We start from the raw sequence: 23,691 nt of genomic DNA, 5'->3' as shown, positions 1-23,691 counted from the left end.
TTTGTCTGTGATTGCAAATTGTATATATTATGATTACTTTTGACCTTACCAATCAGGGAACGCTTCCGCTCGTTTCTGCGCTGCATAACTTCGAACTAAGCTCGAAAATACCTCGCTAAGATCTCAGTTACTCCTGCAGCGGTACTAAGATGCCGCTTCTGCGCCATCTAAGGACCGGCGGACTCAAATGTCCCTGTATTGGCAAGTCAAAGTAATCAAATATATATACAATTTGCAATTATATTATTTTTCTGTCATAGGCAGATTTTTTAACCGGGCTGCCTGAATCTTACCGGGGATTGCATCCAGAACCTCTTTACGTTCCTTCGGCTTCAATCCACGGATGTCAACCGGCTCTAAGAATTCGATCACAACCTTGCTGCTGTGAAGAAAATTATGTTTATTCGCTTCCATACATTTGTCTGTTCCGCAGATAGCAACCGGAATGATCAGACATCCGGCTTTCTGAGCGATCTTGAATGCACCGTCTTTAAATGGCAGCAGTTCGTCGCCCTTATTTCTTGTTCCCTCCGGGAAGATCATCATGGAGTGACCGGATTTGATGATATCAGCAGTCTGCAAAATCGTTTCCAGACCCTTTTTCAGATCGGTACGATCCAGATATGTGCATCCGATATCATCCATGTATTTGTAAAGCAGAGGTATATCCTTGATATTGTCCTTGGACATGAAGCCAAGCGGCATATCGATTGCATTGTGACAGGATAAAATATCAAAATAGCTTCGATGATTACCAACGAACATGACCGGTTGGTCGGTAGGAATATTTTCCTTGCCAATAATTGTTCGTTTACATCCGGTTAAGAACATAACTGCTCCGAAAAATCCTTTTACCAGCTTCTGAGCCTTGATGTAAGCTTTGTCCTGATCCTTTTTTGCAAGCTGCTTCAGATACAGATGATATGGAAAACAAAATATGATTCCAAGTACTGCAAACAGTACAGTAATAATGGTTCTCAAATATATCCTCCTGTTCTATCTGCCGTAGAGTTTTGCTGTCTCAAATAGACGTTCTTCTAATTTAGTATCCATGTCTTTATCCTCAAAGCGCCAAGCCCAGTTGCCTTCCCCTACACCTGGAGTATTCAGACGAGCCCATGAATCTAATTTCAGAACATCCTGCATAGGAACAACAGCCATATTTGCGACAGACGAGAAACATGCACGGATCATAACCCAGCAGATATCACTGGCATCTGTGCTGAAATAGCGGCGAAGCTTGTCCTTGGATGCTTCGTATGCTTTCTGATACCAGCCAAATGTTGTGTCATTGTCATGTGTTCCTGTGTAGCATACACAGTTTCTTGTATAATTATGCGGAAGGAAATCATTTTCTTCCGGATTCTCAAATGCAAACTGTAAGATCTTCATGCCAGGCAGATTGAATTTGTCACGCAATTCGATAACAGAATCGTCGATCTCACCCAGATCCTCAGCGATGATCGGAAGGTCATAGCCAAGATTTGCCTGTAACTGTGTGAAGAAGTTGATACCGGGAGCGGGTTTCCATTCTCCGTTGATGGCGGTTTCTTCGCCATAAGGTACAGCCCAGTACCGGTCAAATCCTCTGAAATGGTCAATTCTTAAGAAATCTGTCAGAGTGAGCTGGTATTTGATTCGCTCGATCCACCATTCATAACCGGTAGCGGTATGCTTTGGCCAGTTATACAGTGGGTTGCCCCACAACTGTCCGGTCTCTGAGAAATAATCAGGTGGTACACCGGCAACTTCAGTTGGGTATCCCTTTGAGTCCAGCATGAAAAGCTCCTGATGGCTCCATACATCGGCACTGTCCCATGCAAGGAAGATCGGAGCATCACCTACGATGCTGATGTTCTTTTCATTTGCGTATTCCTTGATCGCCATCCACTGTGTATGGAATAAGAACTGGATGAAATCATAGTAACCGATCTCATTTGCAAGCTTCTTTTCCCATGTGGTACGCTGTCTTTTGGTAGGTGCTTTCAGGGAATCTTCCCACATATACCAAGGCATTCCTTCATGGAAATCCTTACCTGCCATAAACAGGGAGTAGTCAGCGAGCCAGGAGGAATCCTTTTTGAAAGAAGCAAATGCTGCCATCTGTTCCTCGTCTGTTGACAATCCGTCCTCATAGTCAGGATCAGTAAAACGTTCGTAAGCGAGCTTTAACAGCTTTGTCTTAAAAGTGATCAAGGTTCCGTAGTCGATGTGGATGGGATCCCATTCCGGCATATCGGTAAAATCATTTTCTGACAGAAGCTTGTATTCTTTTAATGCATCAAGGTCAATAATTAACGGCTGACCGGCAAATGCGGAGAATGGCTGATATGGTGAATCACCAAATCCGGTATGTCCAAGTGGAAGCACCTGCCACAGATTCAAGCCCGAATTTGCCAGAAAGTCTATAAACCGGTATGCACCTTTTCCGAGATCACCGATTCCGTAAGGACTTGGAAATGAAGTCGGATGTGCCAGAATACCGGCGTATTTCTTTGGCTTTTTTTCATGGTTGTTTTCTAACATGTTTATCCTCTTTTCCTATTATTATATTGACGTTTTTGGTCTGGTCAGATATATCTGTCTGCCCGAACATCATAAAACCTCATTTTTCCTTGAAAAATCAAGGCGGTGTGGAAAAAACACCGTACGGTTTATTATACATAAAACGAATTATTCTTACAAGCCTGAAATTGGGGGAAGTCGCAGTCCGCCTGCCCGCCTCTGTCGGTCTCCTTGGCTGGTATGGGTGACTGGCATGGGCAGTTGGTCTCCCCACTATAATATGGCATCAGCGAGAATTTCGTCGTGAGATGCACATTGCCAGTAAATACGGGTGCTTGTTTGAGCCGAAGGCGAGTTAGCACAGGAGTATTTACGAATCAGGCATGTGCAACGAACAGAAATCGCAGCAAGCCATTTATAGTGGGGAGACCAACTGCCCATGCCAGTCACCCATACCAGCCAAGGAGACCGACAGAGGCGGGCAGACAGGTTGTGTTAGCTTTATAAAGTTTTGTTTATGATCTTCATAAATACATCAGAAAATAAACACAGTTTAGACACACTTCCCTTATATACTGTGTATTGTAAGAGTTTTTCATTTATTTGAATCCTCTCTCCCCTCATTTTTTGCAAGTGGTAATAAATCTTTCCCCGGTTTGTTACCACTTGTTTTTTGTTATAGCGACGAGGCAAGTGCAGTGTGCTTGCACAACTGCATTTGCCGACCGCTAATCACTGAGCCGATAGGCTTTTATCTTAAACAAAAATGTCAGTTTTAGTTTATAAACACATCAGAAAATGAACACAATTTAGACACACATCCCTTATATACTATGTATTGTAAGAGTTTTTCATTTATTTGAATCCTCTCTCCCCTCATTTTTTGCAAGTGGTAATAAGTCTTTTCCCCGATTTATTACCACTTGTTTTTTTGCCTTTTCGGCGGTATACTTCCATTATTAAATTCACAACAGACGGAGGATGACAGGTATGATTTCGGAAAAATATGCAGATATGACAACCAAAGGTTCTATAATAAGAGAATTTGCGCAGTATGCATCAAAACGTGCGGCAGAGATCGGAAAGGAAAATGTATATAACTTTACGATCGGTAATCCTTCTGTTCCGGTATGTCCGGAGTTTACAGAGACATTGGAACGGATGTTAAAAGAAGAAAATCCTTTGACGCTTCACGGATACAGTCCGACACTTGGTATTATGTCCGTCAGAGAAGCGGTTGCAGATTCTTTAAACAGAAGATTTGGAATGGAATATACAGCAGATGATATTTTCATGACCTCCGGTGCAGCAGGTGCGATCGCACATGCGATTCGTTGTGTAACAAAGCCGGGAGATGAGGTGGTCACATTTGCTCCATATTTCCCTGAGTATGTTCCATATGTTGACGGAACAGGTGCGGTGCTTAAGATCGTGCCGGCGGATATTACATCCTTTCAGATTAATTTTGATGCATTTCTGGAGCTTTTAAATCCAAATGTACAGGCAGTTCTTATTAACTCTCCGAATAACCCATCCGGTATCGTATATTCAACAGAGACGATCAAGAAGCTGGCTGCAATTCTGGAAGAAAAGCAGAAGGAATATGGACATGATATCTATATTATCTCCGATGAACCTTATCGTGAGATCGTATTTGAAGGAACGGATTCGCCATTTATTTCATCCTTCTATGACAACAGTATCTGCTGTTATTCATTCAGTAAATCACTTTCCCTTCCGGGTGAGCGTATCGGATATGTAGCGGTAAATCCGAAATGTAAGGATGCGAAGCTGATCGTTCTGATGTGTGGTCAGATCTCCAGATTTACAGGACATAACTGTCCGCCATCCATGATCCAGCTTGGTGTGGCAGAAGTGATCGATAAGACAGCTGACCTGTCAATTTATGAGAAGAATAAGAATATTTTATATAAAGAGCTTACAAATATGGGATATGAGTGTGTAGAACCGGGCGGAACCTTCTATATGTTCCCAAAGACTCCGATCGCGGATGCAAATGCATTCTGTCGTATGACAGCCAGCAAGCTGGATCTGATCCTGGTACCGGGAGACAGCTTTATGTGTCCGGGACATATGAGACTTGCTTACTGTACCACAACGGAGATGGTAGAACGCGCACTTCCGTTATTTGAAAAAGCAATGAAGCTTGCAAAAGAGATGGAGTAATCAAAGGAGAACATCATGGTTACACAGATTCCGATCATACTTGCATCGAATTCACCGAGAAGAAAAGAGCTGCTTGAAAGAGCCGGTTATACATTTACGGTTATGCCAAGTGACTGCGATGAAGCTACCGATATCCGTTTTCCAAAGGATATGGTGATGGAACTTGCCGGAAGAAAGGCAGAAAATGTATATAAAAAGGTATGTGCAGACCATGCCGGTACGGAAGCAGAGACACAGCCGTTTATCGTGATCGGTTCCGATACGGTCGTCGCATTAAATGGCAGGATCCTTGGAAAACCGGTTGATTATGACGATGCATATAATACGTTGAATAGTTTGTCAGGACAGACACATAATGTATATACAGGTGTTTCTATTATGTATTATGACGGAGAGAAATGCCGGACAAAGACATTTTACGAAAATACAGAGGTTACATTTTATCCGATGACGCATGAGGAGATCACCGGATATCTTGCGACGGGAGATCCGTTTGACAAAGCAGGAAGCTATGGGATACAGACACAGGGTGGTCTGTTTGTGAAAGGGATCAAGGGCAGTTATGACAATGTTGTCGGACTTCCGCTTTCCCGGTTGTACCATGAGTTAAATGAGATGTTATATGGGCAGTAATGTGTGAGAAAACGATGTGCCGATCATGTATGATAGAATAGTAGAGATTATAAACTGCTGAAAAAAGAAAGGCAGGAGGACAGAGATATGGACGAAAAAAGAAATTTTACCTTATTAACAGACTTCTATGAATTGACGATGATGCAGGGATATTTCCGTGAGAAAGCAGATGACATCGTTGTATTTGATGCATTCTACAGAAAAAATCCATCCGGAAGCGGCTATGCGATCGCTTGTGGTTTGGAACAGGTGATCGACTATATCAAGAATCTGTCCTTTTCCTATGAAGACGTTGATTACTTAAGAAGTCTGAATATGTTTGATGAAGAATTTCTGAATTACCTTGCAGGATTTCATTTTACAGGTGATATCTATGCGATTCCGGAAGGTTCTGTAGTATTTCCGTATGAGCCACTTGTGAAGGTGGTTGCACCGATCATGGAAGCACAGTTGGTTGAGACCGCATTGTTAAATATTGTGAACCATCAGAGTCTGATCGCTACAAAGGCATCCAGAGTCTGCTATGCAGCAAAAGGGGATGGTATCATGGAATTCGGACTTCGCCGTGCGCAGGGACCGGATGCCGGAACCTTCGGTGCGAGGGCGGCAGTTATCGGTGGCTGTGTCGGAACCTCAAATGTAATCTGCGGTAAGCAGTTCGGCGTGCCTGTACTTGGGACACATGCACATAGCTGGATCATGAGCTTCCCGGATGAATATACAGCATTTAAGAGATATGCGGAATTATATCCGGATACATGTACATTGTTGGTTGACACATATGACACATTGAAATCCGGTGTGCCAAATGCAATCCGGGTATTTGATGAGATGAAGGCAGAGGGAAAGATGCCGACCAGATATGGAATCCGTCTGGATTCCGGTGACCTTGCATATCTGTCTAAGAAAGCCAGAAAAATGTTGGATGCAGCGGGATATCCGGATGCAGTCATTGCAGCATCCTCTGATCTGGATGAATATCTGATCAACAGTTTGAAGAATCAGGGTGCAGCGATCACGTCATGGGGCGTTGGAACCAACCTGATCACGTCGGCAGATAATCCATCTTTTGGCGGTGTTTATAAGCTTGCGGCGATCAAGAAGCCGGAGGATGAAGAATTCACAGCCAAGATCAAGATATCAGAGAATCCGGCGAAGATCACAAATCCCGGAAATAAGACGGTGTTCCGTCTGTATAATAAAGAGACCGGAAAGATCAAGGCGGATCTGATCGCACTTTCCGATGAGACATATAATGAAGCGGAAGATCTGGAGATATTTGACCAGATGGCTACATGGAAGCGTTCGACACTTCCGGGTGGTTCTTATGAGATCCGTGAGATGCTTGTCCCGGTATTCTTAAAGGGACAGTGCGTATATCAGAATCCATCCACGATGGAGATCCGGGAGTATTGCCGGAAAGAACTGAACACACTCTGGGATGAGACCAGACGACTGGTAAATCCGCAGGAAGTATTTGTCGATCTGTCAAAGCCGTTATATGACCTGAAACAGAAGCTGCTAAACAGTAGACATTGATGCAGGAATGGTCAGATCAGAAAATATATATTATTTTATCGTCCGACCGGCGTTATAATGAAAATCTTTAATATCAAAATTCATAGCAGAGATCTCGCTCATAGCAGCGTTGATCTCTGTTGTTGTTTTAGGGACAGCTTTTGTAATATGAGCCAGAGTCGTCTCGTAGCCAAGCATCTGTTGAAGGATCTTCCTGCAATAAGCTTCTTCTTCAATCATGGTGTGGATGTCATGCTTTTGCAGATAATCAGTCATGAAGCCGGCACGGACATTGATCTGATAGATGATATAGGCTCGGATCACACGGCAGATCATATAGATCGTGCCGAGAATTAATGCACCTACGGCGATCCAGCCTTCATACGTCTGCATGACAACTCCGCCACCACTTAACATAATATTAGAAAAAAGAGAGTCAAATATTATCAGGCAGATCAGAAATACGACATTATAAAGAAAATGTGTTTTCAGGCTGTGCCGCCTTTTTGCCAGACCATCGATCTCAGCAGTATATACCATTTTATAATATTCGATCTGCTTGCCTGTATTATCGATCATATCCATCAGATCAAAATATTCCTGTGAATACGGCGAATCAGATGGGTCTGCATCTGATTGAAAAATGTCAGTTTCTATTATTGGTTCATTTTCGGATGACTCCGAATCTTTTGCCTTTAAAGTAAGCATGCTTTTATCCCCTTATGTAATGATGAAAGAATCCCCTGTCTGTATATGCGCAATTTTCAAATATATTGCATATGCGAAGCTCATATACATTGCTTTTCAAGTTTGTTTATGGATTTCATTGTAACACAATTTACTGCCGGATAGGGAGTCTTCCTCAAAAAGTAAAATAAAATATCTAGTCTTTCAAACCATGTTACAAAGCCCCGAAAACCATGGCTTTTCTATATAGAAACTACGATTGACATTTGCTGTTCGAATCATCTATATTATAAAAAGTTAAGGGATACAGGCATTTTTGAAACTTGGAATTAGTAGAGTGTATAAGAGTTTTGAAGTGCCGGTTTACAAATAGAAAGATGAGGTTTTACCTATGAGCAAGATCAGGATCATAACAGATTCAGCCAGTGATATTTCAACTGCTGAGGAACAGAAATATAATATATTAATCCTTCCGTTTCCGGTAACGGTCGGTGACAAATCTTATATGAGCAGAGTCGATTTTGACAATGCCGGTTTTTATAAGATAATGGAGGAAAATCCAAACGAACTGCCAAAGACGGCGCAGATCACAGCATTCCAGTTCGACGAGCTGTATAAGGAGCAGTTTGATGCAGGATATACAGAAATTATATTTGTCAGCATCAATAAAAAAGGTTCTGCTACCCATGATAATGCAGTCATGGCAAAGAATGAATTCTTTGAGGAGCATCCGGAGTATGCAGGAAAAGGAACGATCCGGATCTTTGATGGTGTTGGATACAGCGGTCAGTATGGATATCCGGTTGTGCAGGCAGCAAAGATGGCAGAAGAAGGAAAAACAGTGGATGAGATCACTGCTTATCTGTCAGACATTCTTCCGAAACGACGGATCTACTTCGGTATTTATGGATTGAAATATGCAGCAAAATCAGGACGTATTCCGAGTGCCGCAGCACTGGTCGGTGATGCACTTGGCGTAAAACCGATCATGAAGATATGGGCAAATGAGATCGTTACAGCATTCAAATGCCGCGGCGAGAAGAAATTACTGGCAAAGATGGCAGATGTCTCAGCAGCAGAGATGCTTCCGGGTTCGCCATATCAGATCGTATATGGATGCGATGATGTATGCAGGGATGAACTGGCTGCCAAGATGACAGAAAAGGTTGGTTATGCGCCGGACGATTTCTTCCAGATCGGAGCAGCGGTTGCTTCCAATGCAGGACCAAAGGTAGCCGGAGTTATTTTTATGGTAAAAGACGAAGCATAAACAGAATATAGATTTTCATAGAAAAGACCTTTGTTCACAGGAGCGGAAGCAGATATACAAGAACCGATGTGGATAAGGGTCTTTTTGTATGGGGATTGACTGGCAAGAAAAAGATGAATTGTGCGGCATAAAGGAAGCCGATTGGCGTAAAGAATGACAACAGTTGGTTGCATATGCTGATCTTAGTAGTGTATACTTAAAAGAATGAAGAAAAATGTGCCGGCAGATGAAAGGCAGATGAGAGATATGGGTGACACACCAAAGATTGAAGAAACAACATTTTATCATATTAATTATTATTTGTATGGAAAGGCATTTAAGGGAAGTTATCAGGGCATGCGGTTCCGCCTTGCCAGAAATCCGCTTGAAAATGTATTTTTTAAACCGAAAGAAGTACAGAATGCCGGAACTCTGATGGCAACGGTCTGGCCGGAGCCGTTCAGTTACGAGAATACGGATGATGAAAAGAAGCTGACAAAGGAATTTCCGTTTTCGGAGGATGGAAAGCTTGCGGCAGTAGACTGGTTCAATGAGCAGTATGAGAGCCGGAAAGAAGAATGGGATGCAGCGAAGCATACAGACTGGAGCAGTCTGAGAAAATAAATGACCGAGGAATATGAAGATGATATTTGAGACACACGGACACTATGATGATGAACAGTTTGATACAGACAGAGAGCGGTTATTAGAGGAATTTCAGAGACAGGATATCCGATATGTAATGAATATAGGGGCTAATATAGTGACCTCAAAGGCATCCGTTGAGCTTGCACACCGATATGATTTTATCTATGCGGCGATCGGAACGCACCCGGATGATGCACCGGAGCTGTCAGATGCGGCGATCGAGATGTATCGGCAGATGGCAGCAGATGAGAAGGTAAAGGCGATCGGAGAGATCGGGCTGGATTATTTCCATGAGGATGTGCCAAAAGAGGTGCAGATCCACTGGTTTCGAAAGCAGTTGGAGCTGGCAGAAGAACTGAAGCTTCCGGTTGTGATCCACAGCAGGGATGCGGCAAAGGATACCATGGATATCATGAAAGAGATGCAGGGAAGACTTTGCGGTGGCGTCATTCACTGTTTTTCATACAGTACAGAGATTGCAAGAGAATATATTAAGATGGGATATTATATCGGCGTTGGCGGTGTAGTGACATTTAACAATGGACGTAAGCTGAAAGAGGTGGTGGAAGCCATTCCGCTTACCAGCATCGTATTAGAAACGGATTCGCCGTATCTGTCACCCGTACCATTCCGTGGAAAACGGAACTCTGCCCTTAATATTCCTTATGTGGCAAAAGAGATCGCAGCATTAAAGGGAGTTACGGAAGAAGATGTGTATGACGTGACATTCAGAAACAGTCTGAAGCTGTACAGAATGGAAGAAAATATGCAGGCAGAGGCGTAGGAAGAATGATTGCGTGATAAGATGAAAGCGTAAGAATGCATAGATGGAGGACAGAGCATGGAGAAATTAAGTAACCCGCAGGTTACGATACAGACAATAAAGAAATATGAGTTTGCATTTCAGAAGAAGTTCGGTCAGAATTTTCTGATCGATGACCATGTGATCACAAAGATCATAAATGCAGCGGAGATCACGAAGGATGATCTGGTACTGGAGATCGGACCGGGAATCGGAACGATGACACAGTATCTGGCAGAGTCGGCCGGAAAGGTGATCGCGGTTGAGATCGATAAAAATCTGATCCCGATCCTTGGGGAGACTTTGGCGGAATATGATAATGTAACGGTTATTAATGAAGATATATTGAAGTTAGATATCAACCGACTGGTTGAGGAAGAAAACGGTGGTAAACCGATCAAGGTCGTTGCCAATCTGCCGTATTATATTACAACTCCGATCATTATGGGCTTATTTGAAAGCCATGTACCATTACAGTCAATTACGGTCATGGTACAAAAGGAAGTAGCAGACCGGATGCAGGTAGGACCGGGATCGAAAGATTACGGTGCGTTGTCACTTGCGGTTCAGTATTATGCAAAACCATATATTGCAGCAAATGTACCGCCAAACTGCTTTATCCCGAGACCGGGTGTAGGATCTGCGGTGATCCGATTGACCAGATATGAGGAGCCGCCGGTGATGGTAAAGGATGAGAGCCTGATGTTCAAGCTGATCCGGGCATCCTTTAACCAGAGAAGAAAGACGTTACAGAACGGAATCGCAAACAGCCCCGAGCTTCCATATTCAAAAGCACAGGTGGAGAAAGCTCTGGAAAAAATGGGACTTGCCGCAAATGTTCGGGGAGAAAGTTTAACGCTGGCAGAATTTGCAAAGTTAAGTGATACTATTTCCGAAGAATAAAGGAATAAGTTACAGAAAAAATGCATAGATACAAGTAAGGCTTGTCTTTCAGGGATAATAGCGGAAGCAGACATGATTTCCTGTCAGATGAAAAATGTCAGATAGAAAAAAGAGGCGGAGGTATCTATGGTTTACTGGAACAGATTTATATCATATATTTTCAGATATCACAATTATGATAAATGTGAAAATGTTGGATTTGCAAAGGTGCAGAAGCAGAATGAGAAAGGTAAAATGCAGGTGAATCTTAAGGATCAGGTAAAGAAAGAGGGCTTATATTCGGTTTATCTGTATCGTGAGACGCTTGCGGACCCGGAGGAATATCCGGAGGCAGTGCCGGACGGTATGATTCCGGCTGTTCTGTATCTTGGGAAATTGAACATGAAATCCGGCAGGGGAGAAGGCTGCTTTACCTTTGACTGGAATAATGTCAATCAGACCGGACGGCCGATCACAGCGTGGAGCGGCATTATCATAAGGCGGATGGGCGAAGAAGAAAGTGATATTTTCTGTTCTTCATGGACAGATAATACTGTGGACTACAGTCAGGCATTTGCCAGACGGGAGGAAGAAGCTGCCCGCGGAATTGCAGTAACAGAGTATGATCGGAGAAGAATCGTGTCCGAGACGATGGCAGAATCAGAAAACATGGACAGCGAATCTGAGACGGAGACAATGGCTTCAGAGGTGAAAGAAACGGCACATACAGATACAGACAACTCGGAAACCGTTTTGCCGGAATCGGAGGAGTCTCCGGATGAAAAGATATTTTCCCGGGCCGATGAAGAAACGGAGAAACGAGTAACGGCAGCCGAGGTTTTAGAAACAATGAAAGAAGACGGAAGAGCGGCAGAACTGATGGCGAACCGGGAAAAGCTTCCGCTCCTGCCGAATTGTCCGGATGGAGAAAACGGAGTGATCGAGTGTGTAAAGATCAATCCGAACGATATCGGATTGCTGAACATGGATAACTGGCGGTTGGGGGTGAATAGCTTCCTGACACATGGATTTTACAGTTATAAATATCTGATGCTCGGAAGGGTGCTGTTTGATGAAGAAGATACGAACGGATACATATTGGGAGTGCCGGGAGAGTATTCATCCAAAGAGAAGTATCTCGCAGGAATCTTTGGATTTGATCGTTTTATTCCGGTGAAGGAGACAAGGATCAAGACAGGAAGCTTTGGCTACTGGGTGGTGGATCTGAAATAAAAAAAGAGCTGTGGCATAAAATAATGTTTATTGAATGATAAAAAAAAACGGCATGGTGAAGAGCGCAGGTTGAATGACGGAGGATGCCGGCATGGAGAAGAAAATGGAACAGAATACAGAAGAAAATGTAATAGGACAGGGGATAGAAGATGATCAGAATATACGGAACAGGGAAGATGAAGTAAAAGATACATACGTAGATCGGCAAGGGACAGAACCTGAGATGTCGGGTGAAGACAGGAAGATGTATGAGATTTATATGAAAAAGGCAATTAAGCTGGCGCAGAAAGCTTATGTTCAGGGAGATGTTCCGATCGGTTGTGTGATCGTAAAGGATAATAAGGTGATCGCACGGGGGTATAACAAGAGAAATCTGAAGAAGACAACACTGGCGCATGCAGAACTGCTGGCGATCGAGCAGGCATCAAAGAAACTCGGTGACTGGCGGTTGGAGGATTGTACGATGTATGTGACATTAGAACCGTGTCAGATGTGTGCCGGAGCCATCGTACAGGCAAGGATCCCGAAGGTTGTGATCGGGTGTATGAATAAGAAAGCCGGATGCGCCGGTTCGATCCTTAATATGTTCGATATGTCGGCATTTAATCATCAGGTAGAAACAGTATATGGTATCTGTCAGGAGGAGTGCAGCAGCCTGATGAAGGACTTTTTTGCAGACCTCCGCAAAGGCGTGGTCGTAGGAAGCCGTCAGCGGTAGAATTTTTGAAGATTGCATGTTCAACATAGACGGATTTCATGACCTGCCAATTTATATATGTTGTCCAGCAATGTTTCTACTCATCACACACGCCTGATCCGCTCATGCTCCAGTGCTAACTCGCCCTTCGGGCTCAGACAAGCACCCGCATTCGCTGGCAGTGTGTTCTTCGTAACGAAACATATGCAAATGACACCATATACAAATCAGCAGGTCACAGAATCCGGCTGTTAAACATGCATCTTGCTTTATCGATAGCCGGATTTCATGACTTGCCAATTTATATATGTTGTCCAGCAATGTTTCTGTTCATCATACCTGCCTGATCTGCTTTTTTCAGTGTTGTTAGGGCGGTATTTGGGCTGCAGGCTGTGGCAGAGGCTGTTTGGACATTCGCAAAAGGACCGACGTGAAGAACACGCTGCCAGCTCATGCGGGTGCTTGTCTGAGCCCGAAGGGCGAGTTAGCACAGGAGCATGAGCGGATCAGGCGTGTGTGATGAACAGGGACGTTGCGAGGATCAACAGCCTTTGCCACAGCCTGCAGCCCAATCCACCAAAAACGCTGCCAAAGAAACAGGTTGACGTATGTGCGATCGTCATTTATAATCAAATATGCGCCAAAAATGTGGCGTGCAATTGAATATGTTATAAAGTTTCCATGCAACCGGGGAAGTAGCGGTGCCCTGAACCTGCAATCCGCTATAGCAGGGGTGATAGTTTTCTTGAGGGATGTCCACTGTAGGGCTGCCCTTAGTAAGTGGCGTTGATGTCTGGGTCTTGCGCAACAGGACTCTTCGAACCGTGTCAGGTCGGAGACGAAGCAGCACTAAGGAGAATCTCCTGTGTGCCGCGAGGGTGCCTGGGCTGAGTTAACTGCTAAGGTAACGCTTATGGCGGCGTTTCGAGAGAAAACTGCATGGATTTTTTTGATAAAAATATTTATAAAATTTTCAAAAAAACATAGCAAATCTATACAAAAGATGCTATCATAGATAATGATACTTTCTTTTTTTATGAGAAAGTTTTGGAGAAAGTCTGTTTGGCAGGATTTTAAATCGTCAAATAGAGCGTAAGTTACAAAAAAAGGTATAAATCAAGGGGCGAACAGAGATGAATTACGCTGATGTAATTGAGTTTGTCAAAACGCAGACTGCGAAGAATGGCAGACCGCCAAATTATGAGTTTAGAAGTAGATATGAACACACGATGCGTGTGTACAGATGGGCAATTAAGTTACAGTCCAAGTTAGGGGGCGATCTTGATATTATCGTACTTGCAGCACTTTTACATGACATTGGCTGGGATGAGAACAGACCACATGGAGAAGTTGGTGCAGAGATAGCTGTTGAATATCTGGACAGCATAGGAGTAGATCCTGAAAAGATCGCAAAGATCGGGGAGATTATAATGATTCACGAGGAGAAGGATACAGATGCAGATCTTTCTTTGGAATGTAGGATCGTTATGGATGCAGATCTGTTAGATGAAGTGGGAGCAGTCAGTGTACTATGGGATTCCATGGCAACTGCGCTGGAGGACGATGCAAGCTATAAGCGCGCATATTACAGAATAAAGAACTTTTACAGAATTAATAAACCAAAGATCAGAAGATGCAAGACAGATGCCGGCAGAGTGGAATATAATAAGCGTATGCAGCTCTTGGAAGAATTTATATTTCAGTTGGAAAAAGAACTGTTCTAAGTATTTAATAATAAAGGAAATGGGAGTGTTGATATGAAGACTTTTGTAAAAGTGTTAGTTGCTATTCTTATAGTAATCGGATTGTGCTTTGGAGTTTATGCTGTTCTGCCGCAGACATCAAAGATGTTTGTAAAGGGAAATATTCAGTATCGTACAGATGATACGGCGAAAGCTCAGGTAGATAAGATCAAGAAGACAAAGATTCCGGGATTTGATAAGACTTTTGGTGATGGTCTTGAAAATCTGTGTAAGAGCAGTGCTTGGTATTATGAAGAAGAAGCAAGCGGTGACTGGAAAGTTACATACTACGGATCTAAGGCTACAATGGATCTTACTACAGCAGGTATGGATCAGATGTATACAGATCAGCCTATGAAGGTTGAATTTACAGTAAGAAATAATTCTCAGGTTGATATCGTGATAACGATCAAGGATGATATTCTTTCGACCGATCAGGCAAAAGAAGCTGCCTATGAGAAGATCGCAAATGCAGCGAAGTAATTATAATATATACCATATAAAAGAAACAGGCATATATCGAAATGATATGTGCCTGTTTCTTTTATGCGCGTTATACCTGTTGCTGTATTTATTTGTTATTCACCAGTTCCTCGATCATGCCGATTATAATAGACGTGGAATCTGTAAGATTGCTCTTTTCCATTGTCTCGATGTAAGTCTGTTTATTATTATAGACATCATCGATCGCAGCAAATAATGTCTCGGAGGATAATTCCTCTTCTTTGATCACATAACTGTAACCGCTCTTTTTGAAGGATTCTGCATTTAAGATCTGGTCACCGCGGCTGGCAGCAGCAGATAACGGGATCAGGATATTCGGTTTGCGAAGAGCAAGCAATTCACAGATCGCATTTGCACCGGCACGGGAGATCACAAGATCAGCAAGAGCAAGCATACTGCTTAGTTCTTTCTTTATATATTCATACTGAACATAACCGGACTTGTTATCAAGTGAATGATCCAGATTGCTCTTACCGCAGAGATGGATCACGTTAAAACGCTCCAGCAGTTTATCGATGTTTTCACGGATCGCTTTATTTATCACGGCACTTCCCGAACTGCCGCCGACGATCAGGATCACAGGCTTGTTGTCTGTAAAACCGCAGAAGTTGATCGCATCAACTGCATTTCCGTTGAAAAGCTCTTTACGGATCGGGGTTCCGGTCACGACTGCTTTACCTTCCGGGAACATATCCTTTGTCTCCGGGAAGTTGCAACACACACGGGAGGCCTTTGGAAGCTCCAGCTTATTTGCAAGACCCGGTGTCATATCAGATTCGTGGATGATGACAGGGATGTTGCAGGATTTGGCTGCGAATACGACAGGAACGGTTACAAAGCCGCCCTTTGAGAATACGACATCCGGCTTCAGTTCCTTCATTAACTTCTTGGCTTCACCCATACCTTTTATAACCCGGAACGGATCTGTAAAGTTCTTAAGGTCAAAATAACGTCTGAGCTTGCCGGAGGAGATCCCATGATAAGGAATGTTCAGATCCTCGATCAGCTTGCGTTCCATTCCGTTATAAGAACCGATATAATGGATATCATATCCAAGCTTCCGTAATTCCGGTATCAATGCTATATTTGGTGTAACATGACCGGCAGTTCCACCGCCGGTAAGGATGATTCGTTTCATATATTATGCCCCCTGAAGATAATTCTTAAGTGCCTTTGCCAATTGATCCGGACAGGATGTTGGCTTGAAGCTGCATGTTGTTCCTTCCAGTTTATCAATGACATCTTCCACCTTCATTCCCTCAACTAGGGCGCTGATACCCTTCAGGTTACCATTGCAGCCGCCTGTGAAAGAAACATTTTTAACTTTACCATCTTCCACTTCAAAATGAATGTTAGTGGAACAGGTTCCTTTTGTTTTATAATCCATTTTAATCTACCTCTTTTCTATTATAGTCCAAAATAACCATACACATTCTTAAATGAGTTCAAATCTAAATCAGTATACCAAAAATGAAAATAAAGGTAAACATTTGTCGTGTGATTTCACTTGAAAAATCAAAAATACCGAAACTATAATGAAACCACCCTGAATCCGGAGCGGGGTATCGGAACTGAAAACATGAAAAATTATTTGAAAAGGGGAAATGGTTATGTTTGGAACTATTTTGGAACAGAGTATTTTTTTGTATGTGATCGCAGCGACGGGAATATGTGGAATTGTAGCAAAGCTGATAATGGATGGATTTTTGAAAGGGCTGGTCAGAGGAGCAGGAAGTATGAAAAGTACAAAAAAGAAAGCACTGGTGGAGATACGAAAAAGGTACGAGGAGTTATCGTATCTTGATGTGGGTATCCGGGATACGAGATCGTTTGTCGAGAAATACATATATAAACTGAAGCTGGGCAAGAGCTATGTCAGCTCCTGGAACAGCTTCTGCAGTAACATGATGATCCTTGCTGCCGGAACAGGTCTGATCGGAACCTGGTGGGAATATCGGACAGGCAGTTCTGTATTTGCAAGTGTGCAGATCGGTATGTGGGGTATTGTTGCCTGTGGAGTTATGCAGATGGTCTACAACATATTCAATACCCGGCGGAAATGTGAGATGTTATCGGCGGAACTCGTCAGCTATATGAACAACAGTTTGGCAAATCGTCTGAAACGGGAGCAGGAAAAACAGATGGAGAGCAGTAAACAGAAAGCAGATGACAGAAGCCGGAGTGGTCTGAAACAGACGGCAGCGGCTATTATAGAGCCAAATGTGATCGATATTGATGCGGCACTGGCACAGATGGGAGAACAGAAGGACAGACGGAACGAGAAAAAGGCTGAGGCAGAACGTAGAAAGAGTCGGGAGACTGATATTAAAAAGAAGGACCTGCAGGCAGTTGCAGAGACAGAGCCGGAAAATAAAGATGGACGGTTGGCCGGCGACGGACAGAAGGATGCACCGGAAAAGAAGCTTGGTACATCCGGAATGAAAATGCAGGAAATGGATTCGACACGGGAAAGAATCACGGCAAAATCGAAAAAAGCGATGCGGGCAGAACACCGCAGATCAGAGAAAAGCCGGCGGCAGCCGGCAGCCGAAGGGCAGCAGCCTCTGAAACAGACCGCAAAGGAAGATGACCGGGAGATAACGGAGGAACAGATCGCGGCGTGTGATGCATTATTTGACAAGCTGCTGCAGGGAATCAGTACAACCTGACAGGTATAGGTATAAACAGCGGAAGAAACAGCATATATTATATCCAAAATAACAATTGGAAGTGGTTACAGTCAAAAAACTGTATGTAGTTTCGGGAATTATGATGTGTCTGTTTCTGACAGGCTGTGCCGGAATGGCGAAGAGCAAAACGAGGAAAAACGGAAATGTGGCAACACCGGGAGACTGTCAGATGCAGAATGAGGGAAATCGGACGGCTGATGGTTCCGGTGGACAAAATGGCAGTCCGGACGGACGAAAAGGGGGAAATGATAATGGAAGTGTAGAAGACCGGACAGAAGCGGCGACGGAGGATATGACGCTGCTTCGTGATTATGATGCAGTCAGTAATAAGAAGTTTTCATGGTACATTGTACGGGATAAAAATCATGGGATCAGTGACTGCGATCACAGTTTTTCGATCGAACAGTATGATGCATATTATGTGGATCAGGATGCCGGAGATGACAAGGTTATATATCTGACCTTTGACTGCGGTTATGAGAACGGATATACAGAACAGATGCTGGACACGTTAAAGAAGCATAATGCAAAAGCTTGTTTTTTCGTCACACAGACGTATATCAGGGATAATGTGGAGCTGGTAAAAAGAATGAAAGAGGAGGGCCACCAGGTTGGCAACCATACAGTTACCCATCCTTCCATGCCCGGTATCAGTGTGGAAAAACAGAAGGAAGAATTGCAGACCTGTGCTGATTATATGAAAGAGGCCACGGGTTACCGGATGGATCCATATTTCAGACCGCCGAGCGGTGAGTACAGTGAAAGGGTGCTCCAACTGGCAAAGGATATGGGGTATAAGACCATTTTCTGGAGCATGGCATATTTGGATTATGATGTAAATAATCAGCCGGGGAAAGATTATGTGATCGAGCATTTTGATAAATATTATCATAATGGCGCAATTCCGCTCATGCATAATGTGTCGGAGTCAAATGCGCAGGCGTTAGATACGGTGTTGTCAAATTTAACAGAACTTGGTTACAGATTTGTATCACTTGATGAAATGTTCGAAAAATAGTTGATTATGGGGTTTCCTTTTGCTACAATTATCCATAGCTTTGAAAAATCATATAAGCAAGGAGAGATAATAAAATGGCAAAGACAGTAAGTTTCGATTTTAAGAATGTTGCTGGTATGGCTTCCGCTGAGGATATCGCAGCTATTAAGGAAGAAGTTGTTGCAGCAAAATCAACACTTGTAAACAAGACCGGTGAAGGAAATGATTTCCTTGGATGGATCGATCTTCCGGTTGATTATGATAAGGAAGAGTTCGCAAGAATCAAGAAAGCGGCTGCTAAGATCCAGTCAGATTCAGATGTTCTGGTAGTTATCGGTATCGGCGGTTCTTACCTTGGCGCAAGAGCAGCGATCGAAGCTTTAAGACACAGCTTTTATAATTCAGTAGATAAAGAGATTCGTAAAACCCCTGAGATCTATTATGCAGGAAGTAATATCAGCAGTACCTATATGGCACACCTGTTACAGGTGATTGGAGACAGAGATTTCTCTATCAACATCATTTCCAAGTCAGGTACAACTACAGAGCCTGGTATTGCATCCAGAATTTTCAAGAAGAAATTAATTGAGAAATATGGTAAAGAAGAAGCAGCTAAGAGAATCTATGCTACAACAGATAAGGCAAAGGGAGCATTGAAGACACTTGCTACAGAAGAAGGATATGAGACATTCGTGGTACCTGATGATGTAGGTGGACGTTTCTCAGTTCTGACAGCAGTAGGTCTTCTTCCGATCGCAGTAAGCGGTGCAGATATTGATAAGCTCATGGAAGGTGCTGCATCAGCAAGAAAAGACTGCCTTGCAGAGAACTTTGACGATAGCGATGCTATGAAGTATGCAGCAGTTCGTAATATCCTGTACAGAAAGGGCAAGTCCATCGAGATCCTTGCCAACTTTGAGCCGGCATTACATTTCGTAGCAGAATGGTGGAAGCAGTTATACGGCGAGAGCGAAGGAAAAGACGGTAAGGGATTATTCCCGACAGCAACTGACTTTACAACAGACCTTCATTCATTAGGACAGTTTATCCAGCAGGGTTCACAGAACCATTTCGAGACAGTAATCAATGTGTTACATCCAACATGTGAGATCGTAATGGAAGAAGAGGATTGTGATCTTGATGGTCTGAACTACCTTGCAGGCAAGACAGTAGATTTTGCAAATAAGAGTGCTATGAACGGAACAATTCTTGCACATGTTGATGGCGGAATTCCAATCATCCAGATCAATATTGACAAGATCGATGAGTTCACATTAGGTGAGCTGTTCTACACATTTGAGTTTGCATGTGGTATCAGCGGATACACTCTTGGAGTAAATCCATTTAACCAGCCAGGTGTAGAAAGCTATAAGAAGAACATGTTCGCATTACTTGGTAAGCCTGGTAATGAGGAACTTGGTAAGGAGCTTCTTTCCAGAATTAATGGTTAATAATTTAGATAGAAAATGATGATAAGCCGGCGGCATACGCATGAAAACGCGGATGCCGCCGGTTTTCGATAATGTTCGAAAGGTTTATTTGTAATTATATGAAGATGGTATTTTATATAAAACAGGTATTGAAAATGGCGATGCAGCAGATTTATCTGCCGCTGCTCTATAAACGGTATGCCGGAAAGCCGGTTGAAAAGGGGCTGGTGATCTTCGCCGATGCACATCATGAGGAACTGCCTTTTTCTATGAAAAAAATGTATGAAACACTGCAATGGGATCCGGAGTATAAGAACGAAACTTGGGTCACCGATTTTGGAAAGATGGGATATGGCAGTCTGTTAAAGTGGCTGAGGCAGTTTATGAAGCGGTATGCTGTCGCAGAATATGTATTTATCTGTGATAATTTTCTTCCTGTATCGGCCTGTGAGAAACGGCCGGAGACAAAGGTGGTACAGCTCTGGCATTCAGGCGGACTGCTTAAGAAAAGCGGATATGACACGACGGAAGATATTCCGAAGATGTATAAAGGCGATTCGGTTTACAAAAACTATGATCTGCTGACAGTCAGCGCACCGTGTTGTGTCCCGGTATTTACAAAGACAATGCGGCTTGCTTCGGGAGTTGTACAGGCGACCGGGATCAGTCGGTCGGACTATTATTATGATGATGTGTGGAATCAGGCAAACCATGAGGAATTTTATCGGAAATATCCGGAAGCAAAAGGGAAAAAAGTAATTCTCTGGGCTCCTACATTCCGGGGGAATGCGGCTATGCCGACACTCTGTGGAATGGAAGAGATACAGAGAGTTATGAAAGAAACAGAAGATCGTTATTACTGGGTGATCAAGCTGCATCCACATCTGGAAGAAAAGGGAATGAAGTCGAATTGCGATCTGCCGTCCGAGAAAATATTTGCGGTTGCAGATCTGCTCATCACAGATTATTCTTCGATATTATTTGACTATATGGCATATAAGAAGCCGTTTTTATTTTTTGCACCGGACTTTGATTCGTTTGACCATGCCAGAGGCTTCTATGTTCCATATGATTCCTTCCCGTGTAAGGTGGTTACGGATGGAGCGGGGCTTCCTGCGGCAATCGAGTATGAACTGTCCGAGCGGGATCCTGCCGAGATCGAAAAGTGCTTTGCTTATCATATGTCGATGTGTGATGGTAAGGCAACGGAGAGAATATTGAAAACGATAAAACAAATAACACACAATGCATCAAGTCAAATATAAGTTGAATTTTTCTTGATTTCGTTATAAAATTAATATATCTATGCAGAATGGGGAAAGTCTATATAGCATTCTGTATCGCACAATTGCGGCAAAGAAGTGAAAAATTTAAAATAAACAGAAAAAAGGAGAAACAGTAGATGAATATAGCAATTATTTTTGCAGGCGGCAGTGGAGTAAGAATGGGAGCGGGAATTCCAAAGCAGTTCCTTGAGATCAACGGAAAACCGATCCTGGTTCATACATTACAGTTATTCCAGTATCATGATCAGATCGATGCGATCTACATCTCGGTTCTCGAGGATTATATTCCTTATGTAGAAGATCTGGCAGAAGAGTATCATCTGACAAAGGTAAAACATGTATTGGCCGGTGGAGCAACTTCTCAGGATTCTATTTACAATGCACTTAAAATGGCAGAGTCTGAATGCCCGGAGGATTCTATTGTTCTGATCCATGATGGTGTTCGACCATATGTTTCATATGATGTTATTTCCAACAATATAGAGAGCGTTAAAAAGTACGGTAATGCGATCACATCGACTGCCTGCTATGAGACGATCATGATCAGTGAGAATGGTGTCGAGATCGATTCGGTACCACCTAGAAAAGACACATATTCAGCACAGGCACCGCAGTCCTTCTACCTGAAGGATATCATTGCCGCTCATGATGTTGTCCGTGCAACTCCAACCGGATATGAAGGAATGGTTGATGCATGTACCATTATCAGAAGTCAGAATATTGTGGCACATATTGTTGAAGGCAACAGAGGAAATATCAAGGTTACGACACCGGAAGATGTATATATGTTCCGTGCGTTGTTACAGTATAAAGAAAATGAACAGGCTTTCGGACTTGGCATCACGAATAAGATTGATACAAGAATGAGCCAGTATAAGAAGAAAAGCGAGAAATAGAAATGAATAAAAAATACAATGGAGCCCTCGACTTCTGGAAATTTGTGTTTTGCCTGGTGATACTTGTATTCCATGTAGGTGAGGTATATGGCGGCAAGCATGGATATCTGTTGGAATGGGGACGATATGCGGTTGAGATGTTCTTTATCGTATCAGGATATTTCATGTGTGTGTCAGCTGCAAAAGCAGAAGAACGGCATACAGGTATTTCTCTCGGGAAAGAGACATTCGGCTTTGCCCTTCATAAGATCCGACGGATCTTACCGGCATATTTGTATTGCTATGCACTGGGGCTTTGTGTATGGTTTGTGGAAGTCGGCCGATATGTATATTTAAAGGAAGGAATTATCGGATTATTTATTGCGATTGTGAAGATGATTCCGAACTTTTTACTGCTGTCCATGTCAGGCGTGCAGGGAACTCAGGTTGTGATGATCACTTGGTATATTTCGGCTATGCTTATCGCCATGCTGGTGATCTATCCATTATTACGAAAGTATAAGGACACTTATACACTGATCATTGCTCCTGTTACCGCGCTTTTGATATCAGGATATTTTTATAATACTGTCGGATATAATGGCTTTACGAAGTTTGAAGGTGTTATCACGCATGGCATCTTGCGTGCCTTTGTAGGCTTGAATATAGGATGTCTGGTATATATGTTTGCAGAATATCTGAAGAAGAAAGAATTTCGTCCGTCAGTAAAACGGCTTCTCGGAATCGCAGAGCTTCTGCTGTATCTGCTTGCGATCTTTATGATGCATGAAGGTGGAAAGACCTGTGTATTTTATAATAACATTTTGCTGTTGTTTGCGATATCGATCACTGCCAGTAAGCAGTCGGCAATATCAGGTGTTTTTGATAATAAAGTAAGTAAATTCCTGGGAGAGATGAGCTTGTTTATCTATCTTTGCCAGAGCCCGGCGCGGGCAACTGTCCGTTATATCTTCCCGGATGTATCGTATTGGACAGGATTTGCATACATTGTAGGTCTGACATTTGTTTCTGTGGCATTCGGTATGATCCTGATCCATTGGATCGCACGGATGAACAGACAGAAAACACAACTAAAATAAACAGGATACAGATTATCCGGAAAGGA

General features: G+C 43.0%; 22 protein-coding genes and 1 other RNA gene. 18 read left to right on the top strand and 5 right to left on the bottom strand.

Annotation, left to right across the window (positions count from 1 at the left end; all coding sequences use genetic code 11):
• Nucleotides 1-243: 243 nt before the first annotated feature.
• Together GT641_RS09150 and malQ are read right to left on the bottom strand one after the other, a co-directional pair.
• Nucleotides 244-981 (bottom strand): lysophospholipid acyltransferase family protein, encoded by a 738-nt coding sequence (locus tag GT641_RS09150; RefSeq protein ID WP_161117356.1) that lies wholly within the window; start codon nucleotides 979-981, stop codon nucleotides 244-246.
• Between the two features lie 15 nt (nucleotides 982-996).
• Nucleotides 997-2,526, bottom strand: a complete 1,530-nt coding sequence (malQ, locus tag GT641_RS09145; RefSeq protein WP_161117355.1) for a 4-alpha-glucanotransferase — start codon at nucleotides 2,524-2,526, stop codon at nucleotides 997-999.
• Nucleotides 2,527-3,495: 969 nt separating this feature from the next.
• Here malQ and GT641_RS09140 point away from each other — a divergent pair.
• The 3 genes from GT641_RS09140 (at nucleotide 3,496) to GT641_RS09130 (ending at nucleotide 6,864) form a co-directional block, all read left to right on the top strand.
• Nucleotides 3,496-4,692, top strand: coding sequence for a pyridoxal phosphate-dependent aminotransferase (locus GT641_RS09140; RefSeq protein ID WP_161117354.1), 1,197 nt, complete (start codon nucleotides 3,496-3,498; stop codon nucleotides 4,690-4,692).
• Nucleotides 4,693-4,707: 15 nt separating this feature from the next.
• Entirely contained in the window at nucleotides 4,708-5,325 is a 618-nt protein-coding gene (locus tag GT641_RS09135) for a Maf family protein (RefSeq protein ID WP_008402409.1), read from the top strand.
• An 87-nt stretch (nucleotides 5,326-5,412) separates the two neighbouring features.
• A complete protein-coding gene (locus GT641_RS09130; protein WP_161117353.1) occupies nucleotides 5,413-6,864 on the top strand; it encodes a nicotinate phosphoribosyltransferase in 1,452 nt (483 codons plus the stop codon).
• A 30-nt stretch (nucleotides 6,865-6,894) separates the two neighbouring features.
• Here the strand turns inward: GT641_RS09130 and GT641_RS09125 are convergent, their stop codons facing one another.
• The gene (locus tag GT641_RS09125) at nucleotides 6,895-7,551 is read right to left on the bottom strand and encodes a hypothetical protein (RefSeq protein ID WP_008402411.1); all 657 of its coding nucleotides are present in this window, start codon (nucleotides 7,549-7,551) and stop codon (nucleotides 6,895-6,897) included.
• A gap of 370 nt (nucleotides 7,552-7,921) precedes the next feature.
• Between GT641_RS09125 and GT641_RS09120 the strand changes: the two genes are divergently transcribed.
• The 9 genes from GT641_RS09120 (at nucleotide 7,922) to GT641_RS09080 (ending at nucleotide 15,266) form a co-directional block, all read left to right on the top strand.
• On the top strand, nucleotides 7,922-8,800 hold the full coding sequence (locus GT641_RS09120) for a DegV family protein (protein WP_008402412.1): 879 nt from the start codon (nucleotides 7,922-7,924) through the stop codon (nucleotides 8,798-8,800).
• A gap of 204 nt (nucleotides 8,801-9,004) precedes the next feature.
• Nucleotides 9,005-9,403, top strand: coding sequence for a hypothetical protein (locus tag GT641_RS09115; protein ID WP_008402413.1), 399 nt, complete (start codon nucleotides 9,005-9,007; stop codon nucleotides 9,401-9,403).
• 19 nt (nucleotides 9,404-9,422) lie between these two features.
• Nucleotides 9,423-10,211 (top strand): TatD family hydrolase, encoded by a 789-nt coding sequence (locus tag GT641_RS09110; protein ID WP_192919827.1) that lies wholly within the window; start codon nucleotides 9,423-9,425, stop codon nucleotides 10,209-10,211.
• Nucleotides 10,212-10,268: 57 nt separating this feature from the next.
• On the top strand, nucleotides 10,269-11,132 hold the full coding sequence (gene rsmA / locus GT641_RS09105; protein WP_161117351.1) for a 16S rRNA (adenine(1518)-N(6)/adenine(1519)-N(6))-dimethyltransferase RsmA: 864 nt from the start codon (nucleotides 10,269-10,271) through the stop codon (nucleotides 11,130-11,132).
• Between the two features lie 126 nt (nucleotides 11,133-11,258).
• A complete protein-coding gene (locus GT641_RS09100) occupies nucleotides 11,259-12,344 on the top strand; it encodes a DUF6128 domain-containing protein (RefSeq protein ID WP_008402417.1) in 1,086 nt (361 codons plus the stop codon).
• A gap of 244 nt (nucleotides 12,345-12,588) precedes the next feature.
• Complete coding sequence (gene tadA, locus GT641_RS09095; protein WP_044946014.1) at nucleotides 12,589-13,062, top strand: tRNA adenosine(34) deaminase TadA; 474 nt, start codon at nucleotides 12,589-12,591, stop codon at nucleotides 13,060-13,062.
• A 658-nt stretch (nucleotides 13,063-13,720) separates the two neighbouring features.
• An RNA gene (gene ffs, locus GT641_RS09090) (signal recognition particle sRNA large type) lies at nucleotides 13,721-13,984 on the top strand.
• Between the two features lie 190 nt (nucleotides 13,985-14,174).
• Complete coding sequence (locus tag GT641_RS09085; protein WP_008402424.1) at nucleotides 14,175-14,765, top strand: HD domain-containing protein; 591 nt, start codon at nucleotides 14,175-14,177, stop codon at nucleotides 14,763-14,765.
• Nucleotides 14,766-14,798: 33 nt separating this feature from the next.
• Nucleotides 14,799-15,266, top strand: a complete 468-nt coding sequence (locus GT641_RS09080) for a hypothetical protein (RefSeq protein ID WP_008402425.1) — start codon at nucleotides 14,799-14,801, stop codon at nucleotides 15,264-15,266.
• A gap of 88 nt (nucleotides 15,267-15,354) precedes the next feature.
• Here the strand turns inward: GT641_RS09080 and GT641_RS09075 are convergent, their stop codons facing one another.
• The gene (locus tag GT641_RS09075; RefSeq protein WP_161117350.1) at nucleotides 15,355-16,425 is read right to left on the bottom strand and encodes an undecaprenyldiphospho-muramoylpentapeptide beta-N-acetylglucosaminyltransferase; all 1,071 of its coding nucleotides are present in this window, start codon (nucleotides 16,423-16,425) and stop codon (nucleotides 15,355-15,357) included.
• 3 nt (nucleotides 16,426-16,428) lie between these two features.
• A complete protein-coding gene (locus GT641_RS09070) occupies nucleotides 16,429-16,674 on the bottom strand; it encodes a TIGR03905 family TSCPD domain-containing protein (protein WP_008402427.1) in 246 nt (81 codons plus the stop codon).
• A 223-nt stretch (nucleotides 16,675-16,897) separates the two neighbouring features.
• Here GT641_RS09070 and GT641_RS09065 point away from each other — a divergent pair, with 223 nt between their 5' ends.
• From GT641_RS09065 to GT641_RS09040, 6 genes are all read left to right on the top strand, one after another.
• A complete protein-coding gene (locus tag GT641_RS09065) occupies nucleotides 16,898-17,956 on the top strand; it encodes a hypothetical protein (protein WP_044945964.1) in 1,059 nt (352 codons plus the stop codon).
• A gap of 133 nt (nucleotides 17,957-18,089) precedes the next feature.
• Entirely contained in the window at nucleotides 18,090-18,995 is a 906-nt protein-coding gene (locus GT641_RS09060) for a polysaccharide deacetylase family protein (protein WP_243143732.1), read from the top strand.
• 74 nt (nucleotides 18,996-19,069) lie between these two features.
• Complete coding sequence (locus GT641_RS09055; protein ID WP_008402430.1) at nucleotides 19,070-20,425, top strand: glucose-6-phosphate isomerase; 1,356 nt, start codon at nucleotides 19,070-19,072, stop codon at nucleotides 20,423-20,425.
• A 98-nt stretch (nucleotides 20,426-20,523) separates the two neighbouring features.
• Nucleotides 20,524-21,669, top strand: a complete 1,146-nt coding sequence (locus GT641_RS09050; RefSeq protein ID WP_161117349.1) for a CDP-glycerol glycerophosphotransferase family protein — start codon at nucleotides 20,524-20,526, stop codon at nucleotides 21,667-21,669.
• 137 nt (nucleotides 21,670-21,806) lie between these two features.
• A complete protein-coding gene (locus GT641_RS09045) occupies nucleotides 21,807-22,586 on the top strand; it encodes an IspD/TarI family cytidylyltransferase (RefSeq protein WP_008402432.1) in 780 nt (259 codons plus the stop codon).
• 2 nt (nucleotides 22,587-22,588) lie between these two features.
• Entirely contained in the window at nucleotides 22,589-23,665 is a 1,077-nt protein-coding gene (locus tag GT641_RS09040) for an acyltransferase (protein ID WP_119963411.1), read from the top strand.
• Nucleotides 23,666-23,691 lie beyond the last annotated feature (26 nt).

It is taken from the genome of Clostridium sp. BIOML-A1 (assembly GCF_009874105.1).
GTDB lineage: Bacteria > Bacillota > Clostridia > Lachnospirales > Lachnospiraceae > Coprococcus.
The sequence above is the reverse complement of the archived record's forward strand: the minus strand, read 5'-3'. Positions and strand labels throughout refer to the sequence as shown.